Origin of the sequence: Aquincola agrisoli (assembly GCF_036621135.1) — a bacterium.
GTDB lineage: Bacteria > Pseudomonadota > Gammaproteobacteria > Burkholderiales > Burkholderiaceae_C > Aquincola > Aquincola agrisoli.
Genome location: NZ_JAZIBG010000044.1, coordinates 25,436 through 40,865 on the forward strand (window position 1 = coordinate 25,436; position 15,430 = coordinate 40,865).

The window sequence follows — 15,430 nt, forward strand, 5'->3', positions numbered from 1 at the left end:
CGCGGAGGCCGTCATGACCGCGTCACGCGCAGCACTTCTTCGGGCGACGTGACGCCGGCGGCGACCAGGCGGTCGCCGTCTTCGCGCATCGAGCGCAGGCCCGACTTGCGCGCTGCGGCGAGCAGCTCGCTTTCTGCGGCGCGTTCGTGGATCAGCGCGTTCACGCGTTCGTCCGACACCATCAGCTCGTAGACGCCGGTGCGGCCCTTGTAGCCGCTCATGCTGCAGGCCGGGCAGCCCACCGGGTGCCATTGGCCGTGGGCGTCGACGCGCTTGCACTCGCCGCACAGCTTGCGCACCAGCCGCTGCGCGAGTACGCCCAGCAGGCTCGAGCTGAGCAGGAACGGTTCGACCCCCATGTCGGTGAGGCGGGTCACGGCGCTGGGGGCATCGTTGGTGTGCAGCGTGGCCAGCACCAAGTGGCCCGTCAGCGAGGCCTGGATGGCGATCTGCGCGGTCTCGAAGTCGCGGATCTCGCCGATCATGATCACGTCCGGGTCCTGCCGCAGGATGGCGCGCAGCGCCTTTGCGAAGGTGAGGTCGATCTTGGCGTTGACCTGCGTCTGGCCGATGCCGGGCAGTTCGTACTCCACCGGGTCTTCCACCGTCAGCACGTTGGTGGTGCTGGTGTCGACCCGGGCGAGCGAGGCGTACAGCGTCGTCGTCTTGCCCGAGCCGGTCGGGCCGGTGACGAGCACGATGCCGTGCGGCTGCTGGATCAGGCGGTCGAAGCGCGACAGCGTGTCGCCGCTCATGCCCAGGCCTTCGAGCGTGAACTTCGATTCGGTCTTGTCGAGCAGGCGCAGCACTGCGCGTTCGCCGTGGGCGCTGGGCAGCGTGGAGACACGCACGTCGATCGCGCGGCCGCCGATGCGCAGCGAGATGCGGCCGTCCTGCGGCATGCGCTTCTCGGCGATGTCGAGCTCGGCCATGATCTTCAGGCGCGAGATCAGCGCCGCGTGCAGCGCGCGGTTGGGCTGCACCACCTCGCGCAGCGTGCCGTCGACGCGGAAGCGCACGCTGGAGCTGCGCTCGTAGGGCTCGATGTGGATGTCGCTCGCGCCGTCCTTCGCAGCCTGCGTCAGCAGCGCGTTGAGCATGCGGATGATGGGGGCGTCGTTGGCGGCTTCGAGCAGGTCTTCCACCGCGGGCAGGTCCTGCATCAGCCGGCTTAGGTCGACGGCGCTTTCCACCTCGCCCACCACGGCCGCGGCGCTGGACTCCCCGCCCGCATAGGCGCTGGCGATGCGCTGGCCCAGCGTGGCGCTGGCCTCGCGCTCGAAGGTGGCGATGTCGTAGAGCCTCAGCACCTCGGACATCGCCGTGGCCGGCGACGTGTCGCCGCAGTACAGCGTGAGCTGCTCGCCGTTGTCCTCGAGCAGCAGCGTGTGCGCCTTCGCGAAGGCGTAGGGCAGGGGGTGGCGAGCGCTCATGACAGCCCCTCGCCCGCCGAGTACGTCGGTCGATCCCCCACGGGGATGCGGGCCGACTGGGGAGCGGCCCGGCGCTCGGCCCGCAAGCAGATTGACGCAGGGTGTTTCATGGCTCAGGGCTGCGAGGCAGGCGTTTCGGGTGGCAGCACGCCTTCGCCGAGCGGCCGCGGCACCGGCGCCGCCGGGGCCACGGGCAGGGCGGGCAGGACGGGTGCATCGTTGACCGGGATCACGATGCTGGGCCGGGGCTGCCCGTTCTGCTGCAGCGCGCGGATCGATTCGTAGCGGTCGACCGTCAGCGAGTTGGCGGTCGCCTGGTCGCGGATGACCACCGGCCGCAGGAAGACCATCAGGTTGGTCTTCACGCGCTTGCGTTGCTCGTTGCGGAAGAGGTTGCCCACCACGGGGATGTTGCTCAGGCCCGGGATGCGGTCCTCGCCGTCGGTGTACTCGTCCTTCAGCAGGCCGCCGAGCACCATGATCTGGCCGTCGTCGACCACCACCGAGGTCTCGATGCTGCTCTTGTCGGTGGTCGGGCCGGCGGTGGCGCTGGTGCCCAGCACGGAGGAGTTCTCCTGGTAGATCGTCATGCGCACCGTGCCGCCTTCGCCGATCTGGCTCTTGATGCGCAGCGTCAGGCCCACGTCCTGGCGCTCGATCGTCTGGAACGGATTCACCGTGCTGCTGCCGGTCGTGTTGGCGTAGGTGCCGGTGACGAAGGGCACGTTCTGGCCGATCACGATCTTGGCCTCCTCGTTGTCGAGCGAGATCAGGTTCGGCGTCGACAGCAGGTTGGCGCCGACGTTGTTCTCGAGGAAGTTGGCGATCGCGCCCAGCGTGTAGTAGCTGCCGATCTTCTTGACCAGGCCGATGTTCAGGCCCTGCGGCACGCTGCCGATCGCGCCGGCCACGCCCTCGACCCCGCCGGCCGTGGCCGCCGTCAGCCCCAGGATGTTGCCGCCAGTGATGTTGGAGTTGGTGCCCAGGCCGATCAGGGTGTTGTCGCCCGAGTTGCCGAACAGGTGCTGCCACTGCACCCCGACCTGGCCGAGCTTCTCGGCGTTGACCTTCACGATCATCGACTCGACGTAGATCTGCGCGCGGCGCGTGTCGAGCTGGTCGATGGCCGCACGCACCTGTCGGTACAGCGGTTCGGGCGCGGTGATGATCAGCGAGTTGGTCGACGGATCGGCCTGGATGAAGCCGCCGGTCGACGGCCCCTGCGACGCCTGGATCGGCGAGGTGGCGGCCGAGTTGCCCAGCCCGCCGCTGGAGGACGACGACGAGGACGAGCCCAGGCCCCCGCTGGTGTTGCTGCTCGTGTTCTGGAGCGCGCTGAAGCTGCTGCTCGAACCGGTGCTGCTGCTGCCCGATCCGCCGCCGCCGCCGCCGCCGGGCGAGAACGCCGCGCGCAGCACGGTGGCGAGCTTCACCGCATCGGCGTTCTTCAGGTAGACGACCCAGATGTTGCCGCCGGGGCCGCCGCCGTGCACCGGGCGGTCGAGCTTCTCGATGATCGAGCGGATCTGCGCCAGCTTCACCGGGTTGGAGGCCCGCACGATCAGCGTGTTGCTGCGCGGATCGGCCAGCACCGAGGAGCTGCCGCTGCCGCCGGGGGCGGCGGGGGCCGGGACACCTGGCGTGGCACCGCCGACGCCGCCTTCGGCCAGCCGCTGGACGAGCGCGGCCATGTCGCTGGCCACCGCATGCTGCAGCGGCACGACCTCGATGTCGGTGGCCGCCGGCTGGTCGAGCGCAGAGATGATCTTGCCCAGGCGCTGCAGGTTGTCCGCGTAGTCGGTGATGACCAGCGTGCTGTTGCTGGGGTTCGCGTTGATGGTGTTGTTGGCGCTGATCAGGGGGCGCAGGATGGCCACGAGGTTGTTCGGGTTCTCGTGGCTGAGCCGGAAGATCTGCGTGATGACCTGGTCGCCCCGCGGCGCGCCGCCGCCGATCGTGACGGTGCCCGTCTGCAGCTTCGCGTCGGCTTCCGGCACCACCTTCAGCAGGCCCCCGCTCTCGACCACGGCAAAGCCCAGGCCGCGCAGCGCGGCGAGGTAGTTCTGGTAGGCCATCGCCACCGGCAGCGGCTGTTCGCTGTAGACCGTGATGGTGCCCTTCACGCGGGGATCGACGAGGAACTGCCTGTCGAGGATGGCCCCCATCGCGCGGGTCACGGCCTCGATGTCGGCATTGACGAAGTTCAGCGTCACCGGGGTGTTGGTCCGGATGGCCGGCAGGTTGCGGGGGGGCGTCTGGGCAGCGAGCGGCGGCGGTGCGAGCATGCCCGCGCACACCAGGGCGCCGACCAGCGCATCGCGCTTGCGGCGGGCCATGTGGGTGGCCAGGAGTCGGTATTTCATGAAGTCATCCGATCGAGATGACGGACAGCGCTCCCTGGCGCCGCCCGACGATGTTCAGCAGATTGGACAGGGCGCCCTCCTGGCCGTCGGCGGCCCGGAGTTCGCCGCGAAATCGCAGCCGGCCCTCGCCCCATTGCCCCTGGCCGCTGGCCTGCAGCGCGCCTTCGAGCGTGGTGAGGGTGATGGTGGAGGCCTCGCCGCTGGCGGCGTCGCCGCGCAGCGTCATGCGGTAGCTGCCCAGCGAGTCCAGCGGGGCGAGCGGGGTGGCGGCATTGGCGAGTTCGAGCGTCGCCTCGCCGGTGAAGCGGGTGCGACCCGCCACCTGCTCGATGGCCAGGCCTTGCGACTGGAGCTGCACGGTGCCCGAGAGCTGCAGCGCGTTCCACGGCGTGCCCAGCCCGGCCAGCCAGCCCGCCGGCCATTGGCCGATCAGCCCTCCGGCCTGCGAGGGCTGCACGGCGACCAGCAGCCGGCCGAAGCCGGGCTGCAGCCGCAGCACGACCTCGCCCGCGAGGCAGCAGGGCTGGCGCAGCAGCAGGTCCACCGACCAGCCCCGCCAGCGCACCGACCATTCGAGCCGGCCGGGCAGGGCCAGCGCGGTGCGGCTCTCGGGCCCCGCGGTCAGCACGGGCAGCGCACTGCCCGACCAGACCGTGCCGCGCGTCTGCGCCAGCAGCAGATGCTCCCCGGTGGCGGATGCGACGCCGCGCGCGAGCCAGGTGGCCGGCGCAAAGGCGATGAAGGCCAGCAGCAGCCCGGCCGCGGCGCCGGCGAAGCCCCAGCGGCGCGTGCGGCGGGGCGCAGGGGCCGTCCCGTCGGGCAGCGCCTGGGCGCCGTGCGGTCCGCGACGCCGCGGGCGCAGCGCAGTCCAGCGCGTCATGGCGCATTGCCCGGCAGCGCGACCACCAGCGTGCCCGAATGGCCCTGCGGGCCGCGGGTGAGGGTCGCCTCGACCGGCCTCGCCCGCGCGCCGCTGCGTGCCTCGGCGAGCCACCGGCGCAGGCGGTCGCCGTCGACGTTGGTCAGCGTGAGCGTGGCGCGGTCGCCGATGATCTGCAGCTTGCCCTTGTCGCCCAGCTGCGCGGTGCTGCTGCGCAGCGCCTCGCTCGCCTGGGCCAGGTTGACCCGGGGGGCATTGCGCAGCGACTGGCTCTCGGCGGCCTCGATGCGCATCTGCTGCAGCTGGGCCTCGAGGCGGTCGATCTCGGCGGGCGCGCTGCGCAGCGTGTGCCAGGCGGGCTGCACCGCGACCATCCACACCAGCGCGAAGCCGATGACGATCGACGCGGCCGCGACCAGCCGCCGTTCCCGCTGCGCCAGGCTGCGCCAGCGTGCGCGCAGCTGCGCGCGCACCGCCGCCAGGCCGCCCTGGGCGGGGCTCAGCACCGCGCTCATGACCGTCCCCCTGCCGGCGCGCGGCTCAGCGTGAGGGCGCCGTTGTTCTCCTCGACCCGCCAGCCCGCCGGCCGGAGCTGGCCGCGGAACTGCTCGATCTGCTGGGGTCCCCAATCGAGCGCGGTGAAGCTCAGCCGGCCGGGCTCGAAGCGCAAGGACGCGGCCGGCGCGGCGCCCTGGGGCCATGCCGAGGCGGCGACGTTCAACAGCGTCTCCAGGTCGGTGTCGCCCGGCTTGCCGGCGGCCACCCGCAACTGGTCCGTCTCCCGCTGCATCTGCAGCGGTGCGTCGAGCACCGCGCGCACCTGCGGATGCGCCGTCTTCAGCAACTCGACCATGGCCACGCGGCGCTGCTCCATCTCCTGCCGCTCGTGCCAGGCCCACAGGTTCAGGCCGATGACCTGCACGACCGCCAGGGTCGCGAGGCCCCAGCGCACGGGCCGGTACGCCGGGCTCATGAAGCGGCGGAACGCCTCGCGCACGGCCTGGGTGCCGCGGTGGCGGGGTGCCAGCTCGAACTGGCGCAGGTTCCAGCGCGAGCGCACCGCCTGCAGCGCACGCTCGTCCTCGCCCAGCACCTGCACCGGCGACCCCAGCCAGTTCTCGGCGGCGGTGGCGGCGCCGGGGGTGGCGCTCCAGCGCGAGGCGCCGGCGATCCACTGGGGCAGCATCTGCCGTGCGAAGCCGCCCTGCAGCCCGAGCGTGAGCACGCCGTTCGCATCGGACCAGGTCAGCGTCGGCGGCTCGTCGGCGGCCCCCTGCGCCTCGGCGAAATGGCCGAGCGCGGTGTCGTCGGGCCAGGCCGAGGGCAGCACCCGCTCCACCGAAAGGCCGGCGGTTTCCAGGGCGGACAGGTGCAGCGTCAGCCAGGCCCGCGGCAGCGCGGCCACCCAGGCAGGCTGGCCGGCCGCGCTGCCGGGCGCGAGCGCGAAGTGCATGTCCTCCGCATCTTCGAGCAGGGTCTCTTCCAGCACGCCCACGAGCGCCGCGCGCAGCCTTGCAGCCGGTGCGCGCGGCAGCGTGACGCGTTGCCAGCTGACGTCGGTGTCGGCCAGCACGGCGACCACGGTGTCGGCCTTGGGCAGCAGCGAGGGCGCGCAGCGGCCCTCGCCGCTGACGGCCAGGCCGTCGTTGCTCAGCACATAGGCGTACTCGCTGGCGCTGCGTTCCGGCGCATCGCCGCGACCAGGCTTCAGCCGTTCGCGCGGCGGTATCTTGACTACTAGGATCGACATGGAGGGGGCGAGGCTAACGGCTTTGCATGACGGCAGCAATTGGAACAGCGTTCGATTCGACAGATCGCTGGGACGGTGTACGGCGGTTCATGGCCGAGACAGGTTGCGCAGCGCCACACGCTCCTGGCGCACGAGCGTGATGTTGGATTGGCGGCGGCGCAGCAGCCACACGTCGCTGGTGACCTGGTCGCCGATGCGCAGTTCGGAGTGCACCTCGAAGTAGCCGGTGGTCACCGACAGGTTCGAGAAGTCCTCGGGTTTCAACTGAGGGAACAGCTCGCGCACCTTGTCGGTCGAGGTGAAGCCTTCGTTGTTCTCGCTGCGCCTGCGCGTGTCGATGATGCGCTGGGCGCTGCTGCGGTCGAGGCCGTTGATGGCGGCGGCCAGCACGTCGGCCAGGGCGGTGTTGACGTTGATCTTCGTGCCGCGCTCGGGCAGCAGCGTGACGAGGGGGCGCAGCGTATCGATCACCGAGGGCTCGATGCCCAGCCAAGTGAGCTGCGCCAGCCGGTCGGGCGCCACGATGGCATCGGGCTGCAACTCCTGCGTCGCCCAGGCCTTGCGCAGGCCGATGGCGATGCGCTGCGCCACTTCGGCCGGCAGGCCGGCGTTGGCGCACAGCCTGCGCAGGATCTCGATGTCGGCCAGGCTGGGTTCGTTCTTCTCGTCGACGAGGTTGCGCAGGTTGAAGCGCGATTGCGCGTCGATGATCTCGCCGCGCATGAAGGCACGCAGGCCTTGCTCCGAGGTGGGCGACCGGTCGTTGCCCGCGATCAGCGACGACAGCTCCGTCTCCGGCAGGCTGGTGGCCCACGCCTCTCCGAGGTGGTCGGTCTTCGGGTTCTTGGTGGCGTCCTGGCGCAGGATCCAGCGCGCCAGCTCGAGGCCGCCGAGGGCGACGCGCGAGGTCTGCTCGCGCGCACGCTCCGCGGACTCGACCCGGATGGCGCGGTCCTGCTGGTAGACCATGCCGGCCGCCAGCGTGGCAACCAGCGTGAGGATGATCATCGCCATCAGCAGCGCCGCGCCGTGCTGCTGGCGGGGAGGGCGGGGGCGTGCGGGCGGCATCACGGCAGCGGCGGCAGGGCCGTGTCGCGCGTCAGCGTGCCCTGCGTCTCGCCGGCGAACTGCAGCACCAGCCGCACGGCCAGCGGCAGGCCGTCCTGCGTCGACTGGCAGTTGCTGAGGTTGGGGCTGCCGTCGTGGCAGTAGGCCTGCCAGCTCGCGATGCCTTCGAGCATCAGCATCTGCTGGGTCTCGTTGCCGAGCAGCCGCTGGCTGCGCTGCCAGTGCTCCTGCAGTTCGGCGACGCCGCGGGTCGGCGGGCTGGCCCAGCGCAGCAGCCGGCCATTGCGTACCGACCACACCACCACCTGCACACCATCGTCGTTGGTGCGCACGAGCCGGGCGATCTGGTCGGCCAGCATCAGCGAGGGGACGTTCAGCGCGGCGAACACCGCGGGCTGGCCGCTGACGAGCGGCACGGCATGCAGCGCCCGCAGGTCGGCCTGCCACTGCGCCAGCACGGTGCCCACGCGCAGCGTGCGATCGACGCTGGCCTTGGCGGTGCTGCGCGACCGCGCGATCGCATCCACGCCCTGCCACGCCATCGCCGCCATCGTGGCCATGATGAACAGCGCCACCAGCACCTCGACCAGCGTGAAGCCGCGTTGCACGTTCTTCATCATCGGTAGCGGAACATGCCGGTCGAGACGATGACCAGCGGCACGTCGTTCTCGTCGGACACCACGGCCTCGACGACGCGCAGGTCGGTGTTGACCGTCGCGCGCACCACCAGCCGCCCCCGATAGCGGCGGCCGAGCTGCTCGCACTCGAAGGCCGTTTCGCCCACGCCGGGGAAGGCGCCCTTGCGGGTGGTGAGCACCACGAGCTCGTTGTCGGCGCACCATTGGGCGGCCGTCACCTCGGCCAGGCGTTCGGCGTTGTCGGTCAGCGAACCGGCGGCCTTGAGCCCGGCGCCCAGGGCCACGGCGACGATGACGAGCGCGACCAGCACCTCGATCAGCGTGAAGCCCCGTGCCCCGTGCGGGGCGCGCGGCTTCACGGCGGCCCCCCGCTGACGATCGTGAAGGGGCCGAGGCCGTCGGTGGCGAGATCGACCCGCTGGTCGCCCAGCCGCAGCACGATGCGCTGCGCGCCGATCAGCGGCTCGGGGCCCAGCCGCACGGCGAGGGAGCCGACGATGTCGACCGTGACGCCGTCGGCCATCCAGTGGCTGGGACGGTCCGGCGAGGGCGGCAGGCCGATGAAGCGGAAGTCGGTGCCGTCGCTGTCGACGCCCGTCGTCGGCTCCCACCGTGCGGGCAGCTGCGCGGAACGTGCTTCGGCACGGGCGCCCTCGAGCAGGGCGGCGAGGCGCTCGGCCTCGCGTTCGAGCTGGACCTGTGAGCCATCGCGCAGCGCCAGGCTGGCGACGCCGGCCGCGACGGCGATCAGCGCGATCACGACCAGCAGTTCGATCAGCGTGAAGCCGCGATGGCCGGCGGCGCGGCGGTGCCGTGCCATGCCCGGCTCACTGCCAGGAACCGATGTCGGCGTTGTTGCCTTCGCCGCCGGTCTGCCCGTCCGCACCGTAGCTGAAGACATCGATCTCGCCCTTGATGCCCGGGCTGACGAACTGGTAGGGGCGGCCCCACGGGTCGTTGGGCAGCTTGTCGAGGTAGGGCTTCCAGTTGTTGGGAATGGCCCCGACCGTCGGTTTGCGCACCAGGGCCTCGAGGCCCTGTTCGGCGGTCGGGTAGCGCTGGTTGTCGAGCTTGTAGAGCTTGAGCGCCTGCACGAGGTTGTTGACGTCGGTGCGCGCGGCCGTCACGCGTGCGTCGTCGGCACGGTCGAGCACGTTCGGCACGATGAGGGCCGCCAGCACGCCGATGATGACCAGCACGACCATCAGTTCGATCAGCGTGAAGCCGCGGGCGGCGGCGCGGCGACGGGGGCAATGGGGTGTCGGGACCATGACTGCAGTCGTGAGGAAGGGGAAATCGCACGGGGCGAAAAACCGATCGATCATAATCTGCACATGACGGCAAGACTGTTGGCGTTTACGTTCTGGGCAGCCGCGGCCGCGACGGCGGTGTTCTGGGGCCTGCGCGTTTTCGTTGCGGCGCCGCAGATTCCTGCGCATGCGCAGCCCGCGGACGGCGGCGGCATGCCGCCTGCCGATTTGTCGCGTGTGCTGGGCCAGGCGCCCGTGATCACCGAGGCGGCGCCCGTCGCGCCCGAGGTGGCGAGCCGGTTCAGGCTCGTCGGCGTCGCATCGCCCCGCCAGGCCGATCGGCCCGTGGGCGTGGCGTTGATCGCCATCGACGGCAAGCCGGCACGGGCGTTCCGCGTCGGCACGGCCATCGAGGCCGGCCTGGTGCTGCAGTCGGTGCATCAGCGGGGCGCGGCGCTCGGCGCCCGCGGCGAGCCGCCGATCGTGCGCCTGGAACTGCCGCCCCTGCCGCCTCCGGCGACCGGCACGCTGCCGCCGTCGGGTGCCTTCTCCGCCCCGGCGGTGCCCGCTGCGCCCACCTTCGCACCACCGCCCGCCTTCCAGCGCCCGCCGGTGGGTGCCGTGCCCGCCATGCCGGTCCAGGCCGTGCCGCCTGCGCAACCGTCGGAGCAGCAGGAGCACGAGGACGAATCCGAACAGCACAACCCGTCCGTGAACTGAAGGCGGCCCCCGCGCCAGCGAGGCCCGCGCCTACAGCGCGACGTCGGGTGTGCCCAGCGGCCCGGGGGCCGTGGCGCTGTCCGTCGAAATCAGCAGGCCGCCTTCGGCGGTGTGCATGACCAGCGGCCGCGACGGGCCCGGATCCTCCCCTTCCGCCACCTCGGTGAGCAGCGCGGCGGCCGAGCGCACCAGCGGCCACGCCAGCGTCGCGCCGGTGCCGTCGGTGCTTTCCATGCCCAGTTCCAGCAGCGCGGAGGCACGGAAGAGCTGCAGCGCCTCGTCGAGCCCCTGGTGCGAATGGCTGCGGCAGAAGACACAGTAGTCGGTCACCGGGGCGGCGATCCGCGATGCCACCATCAGCGCGGCGCAGGCGGCCATCCCGTCGACCATCACCAGGTGCCGCTTGCTCGCCGACACCAGCATCACGCCCACCATCATCGCGATCTCGAAGCCGCCGAACGCGGCCAGGACTTCGACCGGATCGCTGATGTCGCGGTGCCGCCCCTGCGCGCTCTGGACGACGGCCAGCAGGTGCGACAGGTCATCCTGGTTCATCTGCGGGCCCTCGATCAGCAGCTCGCGCACCGACGAGTCGGTTAGGCGCGACAGCACCAGCGCGGCGCTTTCGTGGCTGCCGACGCCGATGCCCGCGCAGACGACGAGGTTGCCCTTCAGCGCATCGCCGATCTCCATGCCGGCGCGGATCGCGGCATGCGCCTGGTCGACCGTCATCGCCGGACCCACCCGCGAATTGCGCGTGCCGTGGGCGATCTTGCGCATCAGCAGGCGATCGTGCGGCAGCAGCGTCTCGGCCACGCCGCAGTCGACGACCGACAATTCCATGCCCTGGATGCGCGCGAAGACCGCCACCGGCAGCTGTGCGCTGAGCAGCTGCAGCACCTGTTCACGCGTGCTGCGCTGGTGCGCCTTGGCGAGGCCGTCGACGGCCAGCCCGTGGTCGGACGCGAACAGCACGACCTGCGGATCGCGCAACCGGGGCTTGAGCGTGTTCTGCATCAACCCCAGGCGGATGGCCAGGGGCTCCAGCTCGCCCAGGCTGCCGGTGGTTTCGCTGCGGCGTTGCAGCTTGTCGCGCAAGGCGCTTTCGAGCAGGGCGCTCGAAGTGGGCGAGATGAGCGAGCGGTTGACCGGCATGCGCCGAGTTTAAGCAGCAGGTCAGCGCAGGAACATGCGATAGACGGGATTGTCGGTTTCGTCAACGTACGGGTAGCCCAGCCCGTCGAGGAACGCTCGCAGCGCCTTCCGGTCCGCGCGCGGGGCCTGCAGTCCGACGAGGATGCGGCCGTAGTCGGCGCCCTGGTTGCGGTAGTGGAAGAGGCTGATGTTCCAGTTCGGCGGCATCGCGCTCAGGAAGCGCATCAGCGCACCCGGGCGCTCGGGGAACACGAAGCGGTAGAGGTGCTCGTCCTGCGCCAGCTCGGTGCGCCCGCCCACCATGTGGCGCAGGTGCTGCTTGGCCAGTTCGTCGTCGGTGAGGTCGAGCGTGGCGAAGCCATGGCGCTCGAAGCTGCGCGCCAGCTTGTGCGCCTCCTCGCGCCTGTGCGTCGAGATGCCGACGAACACGTGCGCCGCCTGGGCGTCGGAGATGCGGTAGTTGAACTCGGTCACGCTGCGCGGGCCGATCAGTTCGCACAGGCGCTTGAAGGAGCCGCGCGCCTCCGGGATGGTGACGGCGAAGATGGCCTCGCGTTCTTCGCCCACCTCCGCGCGCTCCGCCACGAAGCGCAGGCGGTCGAAGTTCATGTTCGCGCCGCAGGTGATCGCGATGAACGTCGCGCCCTTCTGCTTGTGCGTGTCGGCGTATTGCTTGATCGCCGCCACGCCCAGCGCGCCCGCGGGCTCGAGGATGCTGCGGGTGTCCTGGAAGACGTCCTTGATGGCGGCGCACACCGCATCGGTGTCGACGACCACGTAGTCGTCGACGAGCTCCCGCGTGATGCGGAACGTCTCTTCCCCGACCAGCTTGACGGCGGTGCCGTCGGAGAACAGGCCCACGTCGTCCAACTGCACCCGCTTGCCGGCGCGCACCGAGCGGACCATCGCGTCGGAGTCCGAGGTCTGGACGCCGATCACCTTGATCTCCGGCCGCACGGCCTTGATGTACGACGCCACGCCCGCGATGAGGCCGCCGCCTCCGATGGCGACGAACACCGCGTCGATCGGGCCCTCGTGCTGCCGCAGGATCTCCATGGCGATCGTGCCCTGGCCGGCGATGACGTCGGGGTCGTCGAAGGGGTGGACGAAGGTCAGCCCCCGCTCCGTCTCCAGCACCTTGGCGTGGGCGTAGGCGTCGGAGTAGCTCTCGCCGCTCAGCACCACGTCGCCGCCGAGCGCCTTGACCGCGTCGATTTTCAGTTGCGGCGTCGTGACCGGCATCACCACCACGGCGGTGGTGCGCAGCCGCCGGGCGCTCAGCGCCACACCCTGCGCATGGTTGCCCGCCGACGCGCAGATCACCCCTCGCGCCAATTGTTCGGCCGACAGGTGCGCCATCTTGTTGTAGGCGCCGCGCAGCTTGAAGCTGAAGACGGGCTGCTGGTCCTCGCGCTTCAGGAACACCTGGTTGCCCAGCCGCTTCGACAGGCTGCGGGCCGGATCCAGCGGCGTCTCGATCGCCACGTCGTAGACACGGGCGGTGAGGATCTTGCGGAGGTAGTCGGGGTGAGGCGCGGCGGAGGTGCCGCGAGGCGTGCGGGGGGAGCGTTTGCGGGCGGCGCCGGCCATGGTGACGGTCGTCTTTCTTATGGTGCGGCGCCGCATCATAAAGAAAAAGGCCCGAAGCTTGCGCTTCGGGCCGAATCCACCAATGGAGGAGGTGGAGGAGACAACCGGTGGGTTCAGTGTTTGCTGAACCAATGAAGGGCAGTTTAGCAGCCGCCATGCTGCGGTGCAATATCAAACGGCCGAAAATTTTCCATTCATCGCGAAGGGACGGCGGTTCAGGTTGCAGAATTCACATCGACTAGACACAAATGCACCGGCCAGGTGCAAAACAGCGATGGAATGCACGATCAACTGGGTGCCCGCCACCGGCATGGGATTTGTGGCCGAAACCGGCAGCGGCCACCTGCTGACGATGGACGGCGCACCGGACGGCGGCGGACGCAACCTGGCGCCGCGGCCGATGGAAACGCTGCTGGCGGGTGCGGGCGGCTGCACGGCCTACGACGTCGTGCTGATCCTCAAGCGCGGCAGGCACGAAGTGACGGGGTGCGAGGTGAAGGTGACCTCGGAACGCGCGCCTGTGGATCCGAAGGTCTTCACCCGCATCCACCTGCATTTCAAGGTGAGTGGCCGCAACTTGCCGGAAGCGGCGGTCGCGCGCGCCATCGAGCTGTCGCACGACAAGTACTGCTCCGCCACGATCATGCTGGCCAAGACGGCCGAGATCACGACCGGCTTCGAGATCGTCCCGGCCTGATCAGAGGCGGTGTGCCGTCGCCGTCATCACCTTGCTGGCGGCACGCATCAGCCAGGTGACGGCACCCGGCAGGGCGGCGGCGCCTGCGGCCTCGGCATGCTCGGCGTGCCGGGCCTCATCGACCTTCATCTGGGCCACGATCGTCCGCGACCGCTCGTCATGGGCGGGCAGGCGGTCCAGGTGGCTGGCCAGATGCTGCTCCACCTGACGCTCCGTTTCAGCCAGGAAGCCCAGGCTGACGCGGTCGCCCGCGCGGCCGGCCGCCAAGCCGATGGCAAACGCCCCTGCATACCACAGGGGGTTCAACAGGCTGGGGCGGTCGCCCAACTCGTCGAGGCGCTGCCGCGTCCAGGCCAGGTGGTCGATCTCCTCGCGGGCGGCCTGGTTCATCGCCTCGCGCAACGCGGGGTCGCGGGCGGTGAGCGCCTGGGCCTGGTACAGCGCCTGGGCGCAGATTTCCCCGACATGGTTGACACGCATCAGCGCACCGGAGAGCCGTCGCTCGGGAGGCGACAGGTCGCACGGTGGCGCGTCCGGCGCAGGGCGTGACGCGCGAGCGCCTCCAGAGAGCGTTCGGAGTGCCGCATCGGCAGCGGCAAGCAGGGCATCGGCTGTCATCATGGTTTGGTAAGGATACTGAACCAACCCTGGGGCTATCCCTTACGCAAGCCGAAGGATTGTTGCAGCTTGCCAACAGCTGGACGGTTTCAGCCGCCAATTCTTTGCATCGCGGTAGGGGGTCTGGTGCAATCCGCGCAGCTTCCGCAAAGGAGGTTGGCCTGTACGGCGGCATCCAGCCCATTTGAGGCTGTGAGCACGCCGGATTCGGGACCTCTTGTTCAACCTTGGAGATAGATGCAATGAAGAAATCTCTCGTCGCGCTGGCAGTTCTCGGCGGTTTCGCCGGCATGGCTGCTGCCCAGTCGTCCGTGACCCTGTTCGGCGTGGTGGACGTTGCTGCTACGTACGTCAAGAACGACGATGCCAAGCAAAAGAAGCTGACGTCGGGTGGCAACTCCACGAGCCGTCTGGGCTTCCGTGGCGTTGAAGACCTGGGTGGCGGCCTGAAGGCCAGCTTCTGGCTCGAGTCGCACATCAACGTCGATGACGGCACGCAGAATTCCAGCGGCAAGTTCTGGCACCGCCGTTCCACGGTCAGCCTGAGCGGCGGCTTCGGTGAAGTCCGTTTGGGCCGCGACCTGCTGCCGACCTGGACCGCGTTCGCTGACTACGATCCGTTCGGCACCGTCGGCGTGGGCGACAAGGGCCGTCTGTTCAACGTGTACGGCGGCGCCGCCACCAAGAACCGCGCGGACAACATCATCGCCTACTTCCTGCCGTCCACCCTGGGTGGCATCTACGGCCAGTTGTCGGTGGCTGCGGGCGAAGGCAACGACGCCAACAAGTACGTCGGTGGCCGCCTGGGCTACAAGGCCGGTCCGTTCGACGTGACGGCCGCCTACGGCCAGACCGAACTCCCGGCCGACGACTACCAAGTCGCCGTGATCTCCGGTTCGTACGACTTCGGCATGGCCAAGCTGATGCTGAGCTACCAACAGACCGACTACCTGTCCAACAAGGACAAGTTCCTGGGTGTTGGCGTGACCGCCCCGGTCGGCCCCGGCACGCTGAAGCTGGCCTACAACCGCACCGACGGCGAAGCCAACGGCGCGCACGGCGATGCCGACCAGTTCGCCATCGGCTATGTCTACGACCTGTCGAAGCGCACCGCGATCTACTCGACGCTGGCTTACATCAAGAACAAGTCGGGCGCTTCGCGTGCTGGCAACTACTCGGTGTCCGACATTGCTGGCCGTCCGATGACCGCCGGCGAGAAGTCGACCGGTTTCGACCTCGGCATCCGCCACTCGTTCTGATGCAGCGCT

The 15,430-nt window shown here is 70.1% G+C and carries 16 protein-coding genes; 3 read left to right on the forward strand and 13 right to left on the reverse strand.

Annotated elements, in window-relative coordinates:
• Nucleotides 1-11: 11 nt before the first annotated feature.
• The 10 genes from gspE to gspG all read right to left on the reverse strand — a co-directional run bounded on the left by gspE (nt 12) and on the right by gspG (nt 9,403).
• On the reverse strand, nt 12-1,433 hold the full coding sequence (gspE, locus tag V4F39_RS20965) for a type II secretion system ATPase GspE (RefSeq protein ID WP_332291882.1): 1,422 nt from the start codon (nt 1,431-1,433) through the stop codon (nt 12-14).
• Nucleotides 1,434-1,546: 113 nt separating this feature from the next.
• Nucleotides 1,547-3,796, reverse strand: coding sequence for a type II secretion system secretin GspD (gene gspD / locus V4F39_RS20970; RefSeq protein ID WP_332291883.1), 2,250 nt, complete (start codon nt 3,794-3,796; stop codon nt 1,547-1,549).
• Nucleotides 3,797-3,800: 4 nt separating this feature from the next.
• Entirely contained in the window at nt 3,801-4,676 is an 876-nt protein-coding gene (gspN, locus tag V4F39_RS20975; protein ID WP_332291884.1) for a type II secretion system protein N, read from the reverse strand.
• Nucleotides 4,673-5,191 carry a type II secretion system protein GspM gene (gene gspM / locus V4F39_RS20980; RefSeq protein ID WP_332291885.1) on the reverse strand — a complete coding sequence of 173 codons (519 nt, stop codon included), beginning with the start codon at nt 5,189-5,191 and terminating at the stop codon, nt 4,673-4,675. Before gspM ends, gspN begins: the two co-directional genes overlap by 4 nt.
• Nucleotides 5,188-6,426, reverse strand: a complete 1,239-nt coding sequence (gene gspL, locus V4F39_RS20985; protein WP_332291886.1) for a type II secretion system protein GspL — start codon at nt 6,424-6,426, stop codon at nt 5,188-5,190. The genes gspM and gspL overlap by 4 nt, the downstream gene beginning before the upstream one ends.
• Nucleotides 6,427-6,513: 87 nt before the next feature.
• The gene (gspK, locus tag V4F39_RS20990) at nt 6,514-7,494 is read right to left on the reverse strand and encodes a type II secretion system minor pseudopilin GspK (protein ID WP_332291887.1); all 981 of its coding nucleotides are present in this window, start codon (nt 7,492-7,494) and stop codon (nt 6,514-6,516) included.
• Nucleotides 7,494-8,111, reverse strand: a complete 618-nt coding sequence (locus V4F39_RS20995; protein ID WP_332291888.1) for a PulJ/GspJ family protein — start codon at nt 8,109-8,111, stop codon at nt 7,494-7,496. Before V4F39_RS20995 ends, gspK begins: the two co-directional genes overlap by 1 nt.
• On the reverse strand, nt 8,111-8,491 hold the full coding sequence (gene gspI, locus V4F39_RS21000) for a type II secretion system minor pseudopilin GspI (RefSeq protein WP_332291890.1): 381 nt from the start codon (nt 8,489-8,491) through the stop codon (nt 8,111-8,113). The genes V4F39_RS20995 and gspI overlap by 1 nt, the downstream gene beginning before the upstream one ends.
• Nucleotides 8,488-8,952, reverse strand: coding sequence for a pilus assembly FimT family protein (locus V4F39_RS21005; RefSeq protein ID WP_332291892.1), 465 nt, complete (start codon nt 8,950-8,952; stop codon nt 8,488-8,490). The genes gspI and V4F39_RS21005 overlap by 4 nt, the downstream gene beginning before the upstream one ends.
• A gap of 7 nt (nt 8,953-8,959) precedes the next feature.
• The gene (gene gspG / locus V4F39_RS21010; protein WP_332291893.1) at nt 8,960-9,403 is read right to left on the reverse strand and encodes a type II secretion system major pseudopilin GspG; all 444 of its coding nucleotides are present in this window, start codon (nt 9,401-9,403) and stop codon (nt 8,960-8,962) included.
• A gap of 63 nt (nt 9,404-9,466) precedes the next feature.
• On the opposite strand from gspG, the gene V4F39_RS21015 reads away from it, so the two are divergent.
• Entirely contained in the window at nt 9,467-10,102 is a 636-nt protein-coding gene (locus V4F39_RS21015; protein ID WP_332291894.1) for a hypothetical protein, read from the forward strand.
• Between the two features lie 30 nt (nt 10,103-10,132).
• Here V4F39_RS21015 and V4F39_RS21020 read toward each other — a convergent pair whose 3' ends face one another.
• Nucleotides 10,133-11,257: a nicotinate-nucleotide--dimethylbenzimidazole phosphoribosyltransferase gene (locus V4F39_RS21020; RefSeq protein WP_332291896.1), complete on the reverse strand. Its 1,125-nt coding sequence runs from the start codon at nt 11,255-11,257 to the stop codon at nt 10,133-10,135.
• 21 nt (nt 11,258-11,278) lie between these two features.
• Nucleotides 11,279-12,847, reverse strand: coding sequence for a threonine ammonia-lyase, biosynthetic (ilvA, locus tag V4F39_RS21025; RefSeq protein ID WP_332291897.1), 1,569 nt, complete (start codon nt 12,845-12,847; stop codon nt 11,279-11,281).
• 274 nt (nt 12,848-13,121) lie between these two features.
• Here ilvA and V4F39_RS21030 point away from each other — a divergent pair, with 274 nt between their 5' ends.
• Nucleotides 13,122-13,544: an OsmC family protein gene (locus tag V4F39_RS21030; protein WP_332291899.1), complete on the forward strand. Its 423-nt coding sequence runs from the start codon at nt 13,122-13,124 to the stop codon at nt 13,542-13,544.
• Here the strand turns inward: V4F39_RS21030 and coq7 are convergent, their stop codons facing one another.
• Entirely contained in the window at nt 13,545-14,165 is a 621-nt protein-coding gene (gene coq7, locus V4F39_RS21035; protein ID WP_332291900.1) for a 2-polyprenyl-3-methyl-6-methoxy-1,4-benzoquinone monooxygenase, read from the reverse strand.
• A 239-nt stretch (nt 14,166-14,404) separates the two neighbouring features.
• Between coq7 and V4F39_RS21040 the strand changes: the two genes are divergently transcribed.
• Entirely contained in the window at nt 14,405-15,421 is a 1,017-nt protein-coding gene (locus tag V4F39_RS21040) for a porin (protein ID WP_332291901.1), read from the forward strand.
• Nucleotides 15,422-15,430: the final 9 nt, after the last annotated feature.

Excerpts from the sequence above, each read along its gene's own strand:
- gspE (WP_332291882.1), bottom strand. The coding sequence starts at position 1,433 with ATGAGCGCTCGCCACCCCCTGCCCTACGCCTTCGCGAAGGCGCACACG.
- gspD (WP_332291883.1), bottom strand. The coding sequence starts at position 3,796 with ATGAAATACCGACTCCTGGCCACCCACATGGCCCGCCGCAAGCGCGAT.
- gspN (WP_332291884.1), bottom strand. The coding sequence starts at position 4,676 with ATGACGCGCTGGACTGCGCTGCGCCCGCGGCGTCGCGGACCGCACGGC.
- gspM (WP_332291885.1), bottom strand. The coding sequence starts at position 5,191 with ATGAGCGCGGTGCTGAGCCCCGCCCAGGGCGGCCTGGCGGCGGTGCGC.
- gspL (WP_332291886.1), bottom strand. The coding sequence starts at position 6,426 with ATGTCGATCCTAGTAGTCAAGATACCGCCGCGCGAACGGCTGAAGCCT.
- gspK (WP_332291887.1), bottom strand. The coding sequence starts at position 7,494 with ATGCCGCCCGCACGCCCCCGCCCTCCCCGCCAGCAGCACGGCGCGGCG.
- V4F39_RS20995 (WP_332291888.1), bottom strand. The coding sequence starts at position 8,111 with ATGAAGAACGTGCAACGCGGCTTCACGCTGGTCGAGGTGCTGGTGGCG.
- V4F39_RS21005 (WP_332291892.1), bottom strand. The coding sequence starts at position 8,952 with ATGGCACGGCACCGCCGCGCCGCCGGCCATCGCGGCTTCACGCTGATC.
- gspG (WP_332291893.1), bottom strand. The coding sequence starts at position 9,403 with ATGGTCCCGACACCCCATTGCCCCCGTCGCCGCGCCGCCGCCCGCGGC.
- V4F39_RS21015 (WP_332291894.1), top strand. The coding sequence starts at position 9,467 with ATGACGGCAAGACTGTTGGCGTTTACGTTCTGGGCAGCCGCGGCCGCG.
- V4F39_RS21020 (WP_332291896.1), bottom strand. The coding sequence starts at position 11,257 with ATGCCGGTCAACCGCTCGCTCATCTCGCCCACTTCGAGCGCCCTGCTC.
- ilvA (WP_332291897.1), bottom strand. The coding sequence starts at position 12,847 with ATGGCCGGCGCCGCCCGCAAACGCTCCCCCCGCACGCCTCGCGGCACC.
- V4F39_RS21030 (WP_332291899.1), top strand. The coding sequence starts at position 13,122 with ATGGAATGCACGATCAACTGGGTGCCCGCCACCGGCATGGGATTTGTG.
- coq7 (WP_332291900.1), bottom strand. The coding sequence starts at position 14,165 with ATGATGACAGCCGATGCCCTGCTTGCCGCTGCCGATGCGGCACTCCGA.
- V4F39_RS21040 (WP_332291901.1), top strand. The coding sequence starts at position 14,405 with ATGAAGAAATCTCTCGTCGCGCTGGCAGTTCTCGGCGGTTTCGCCGGC.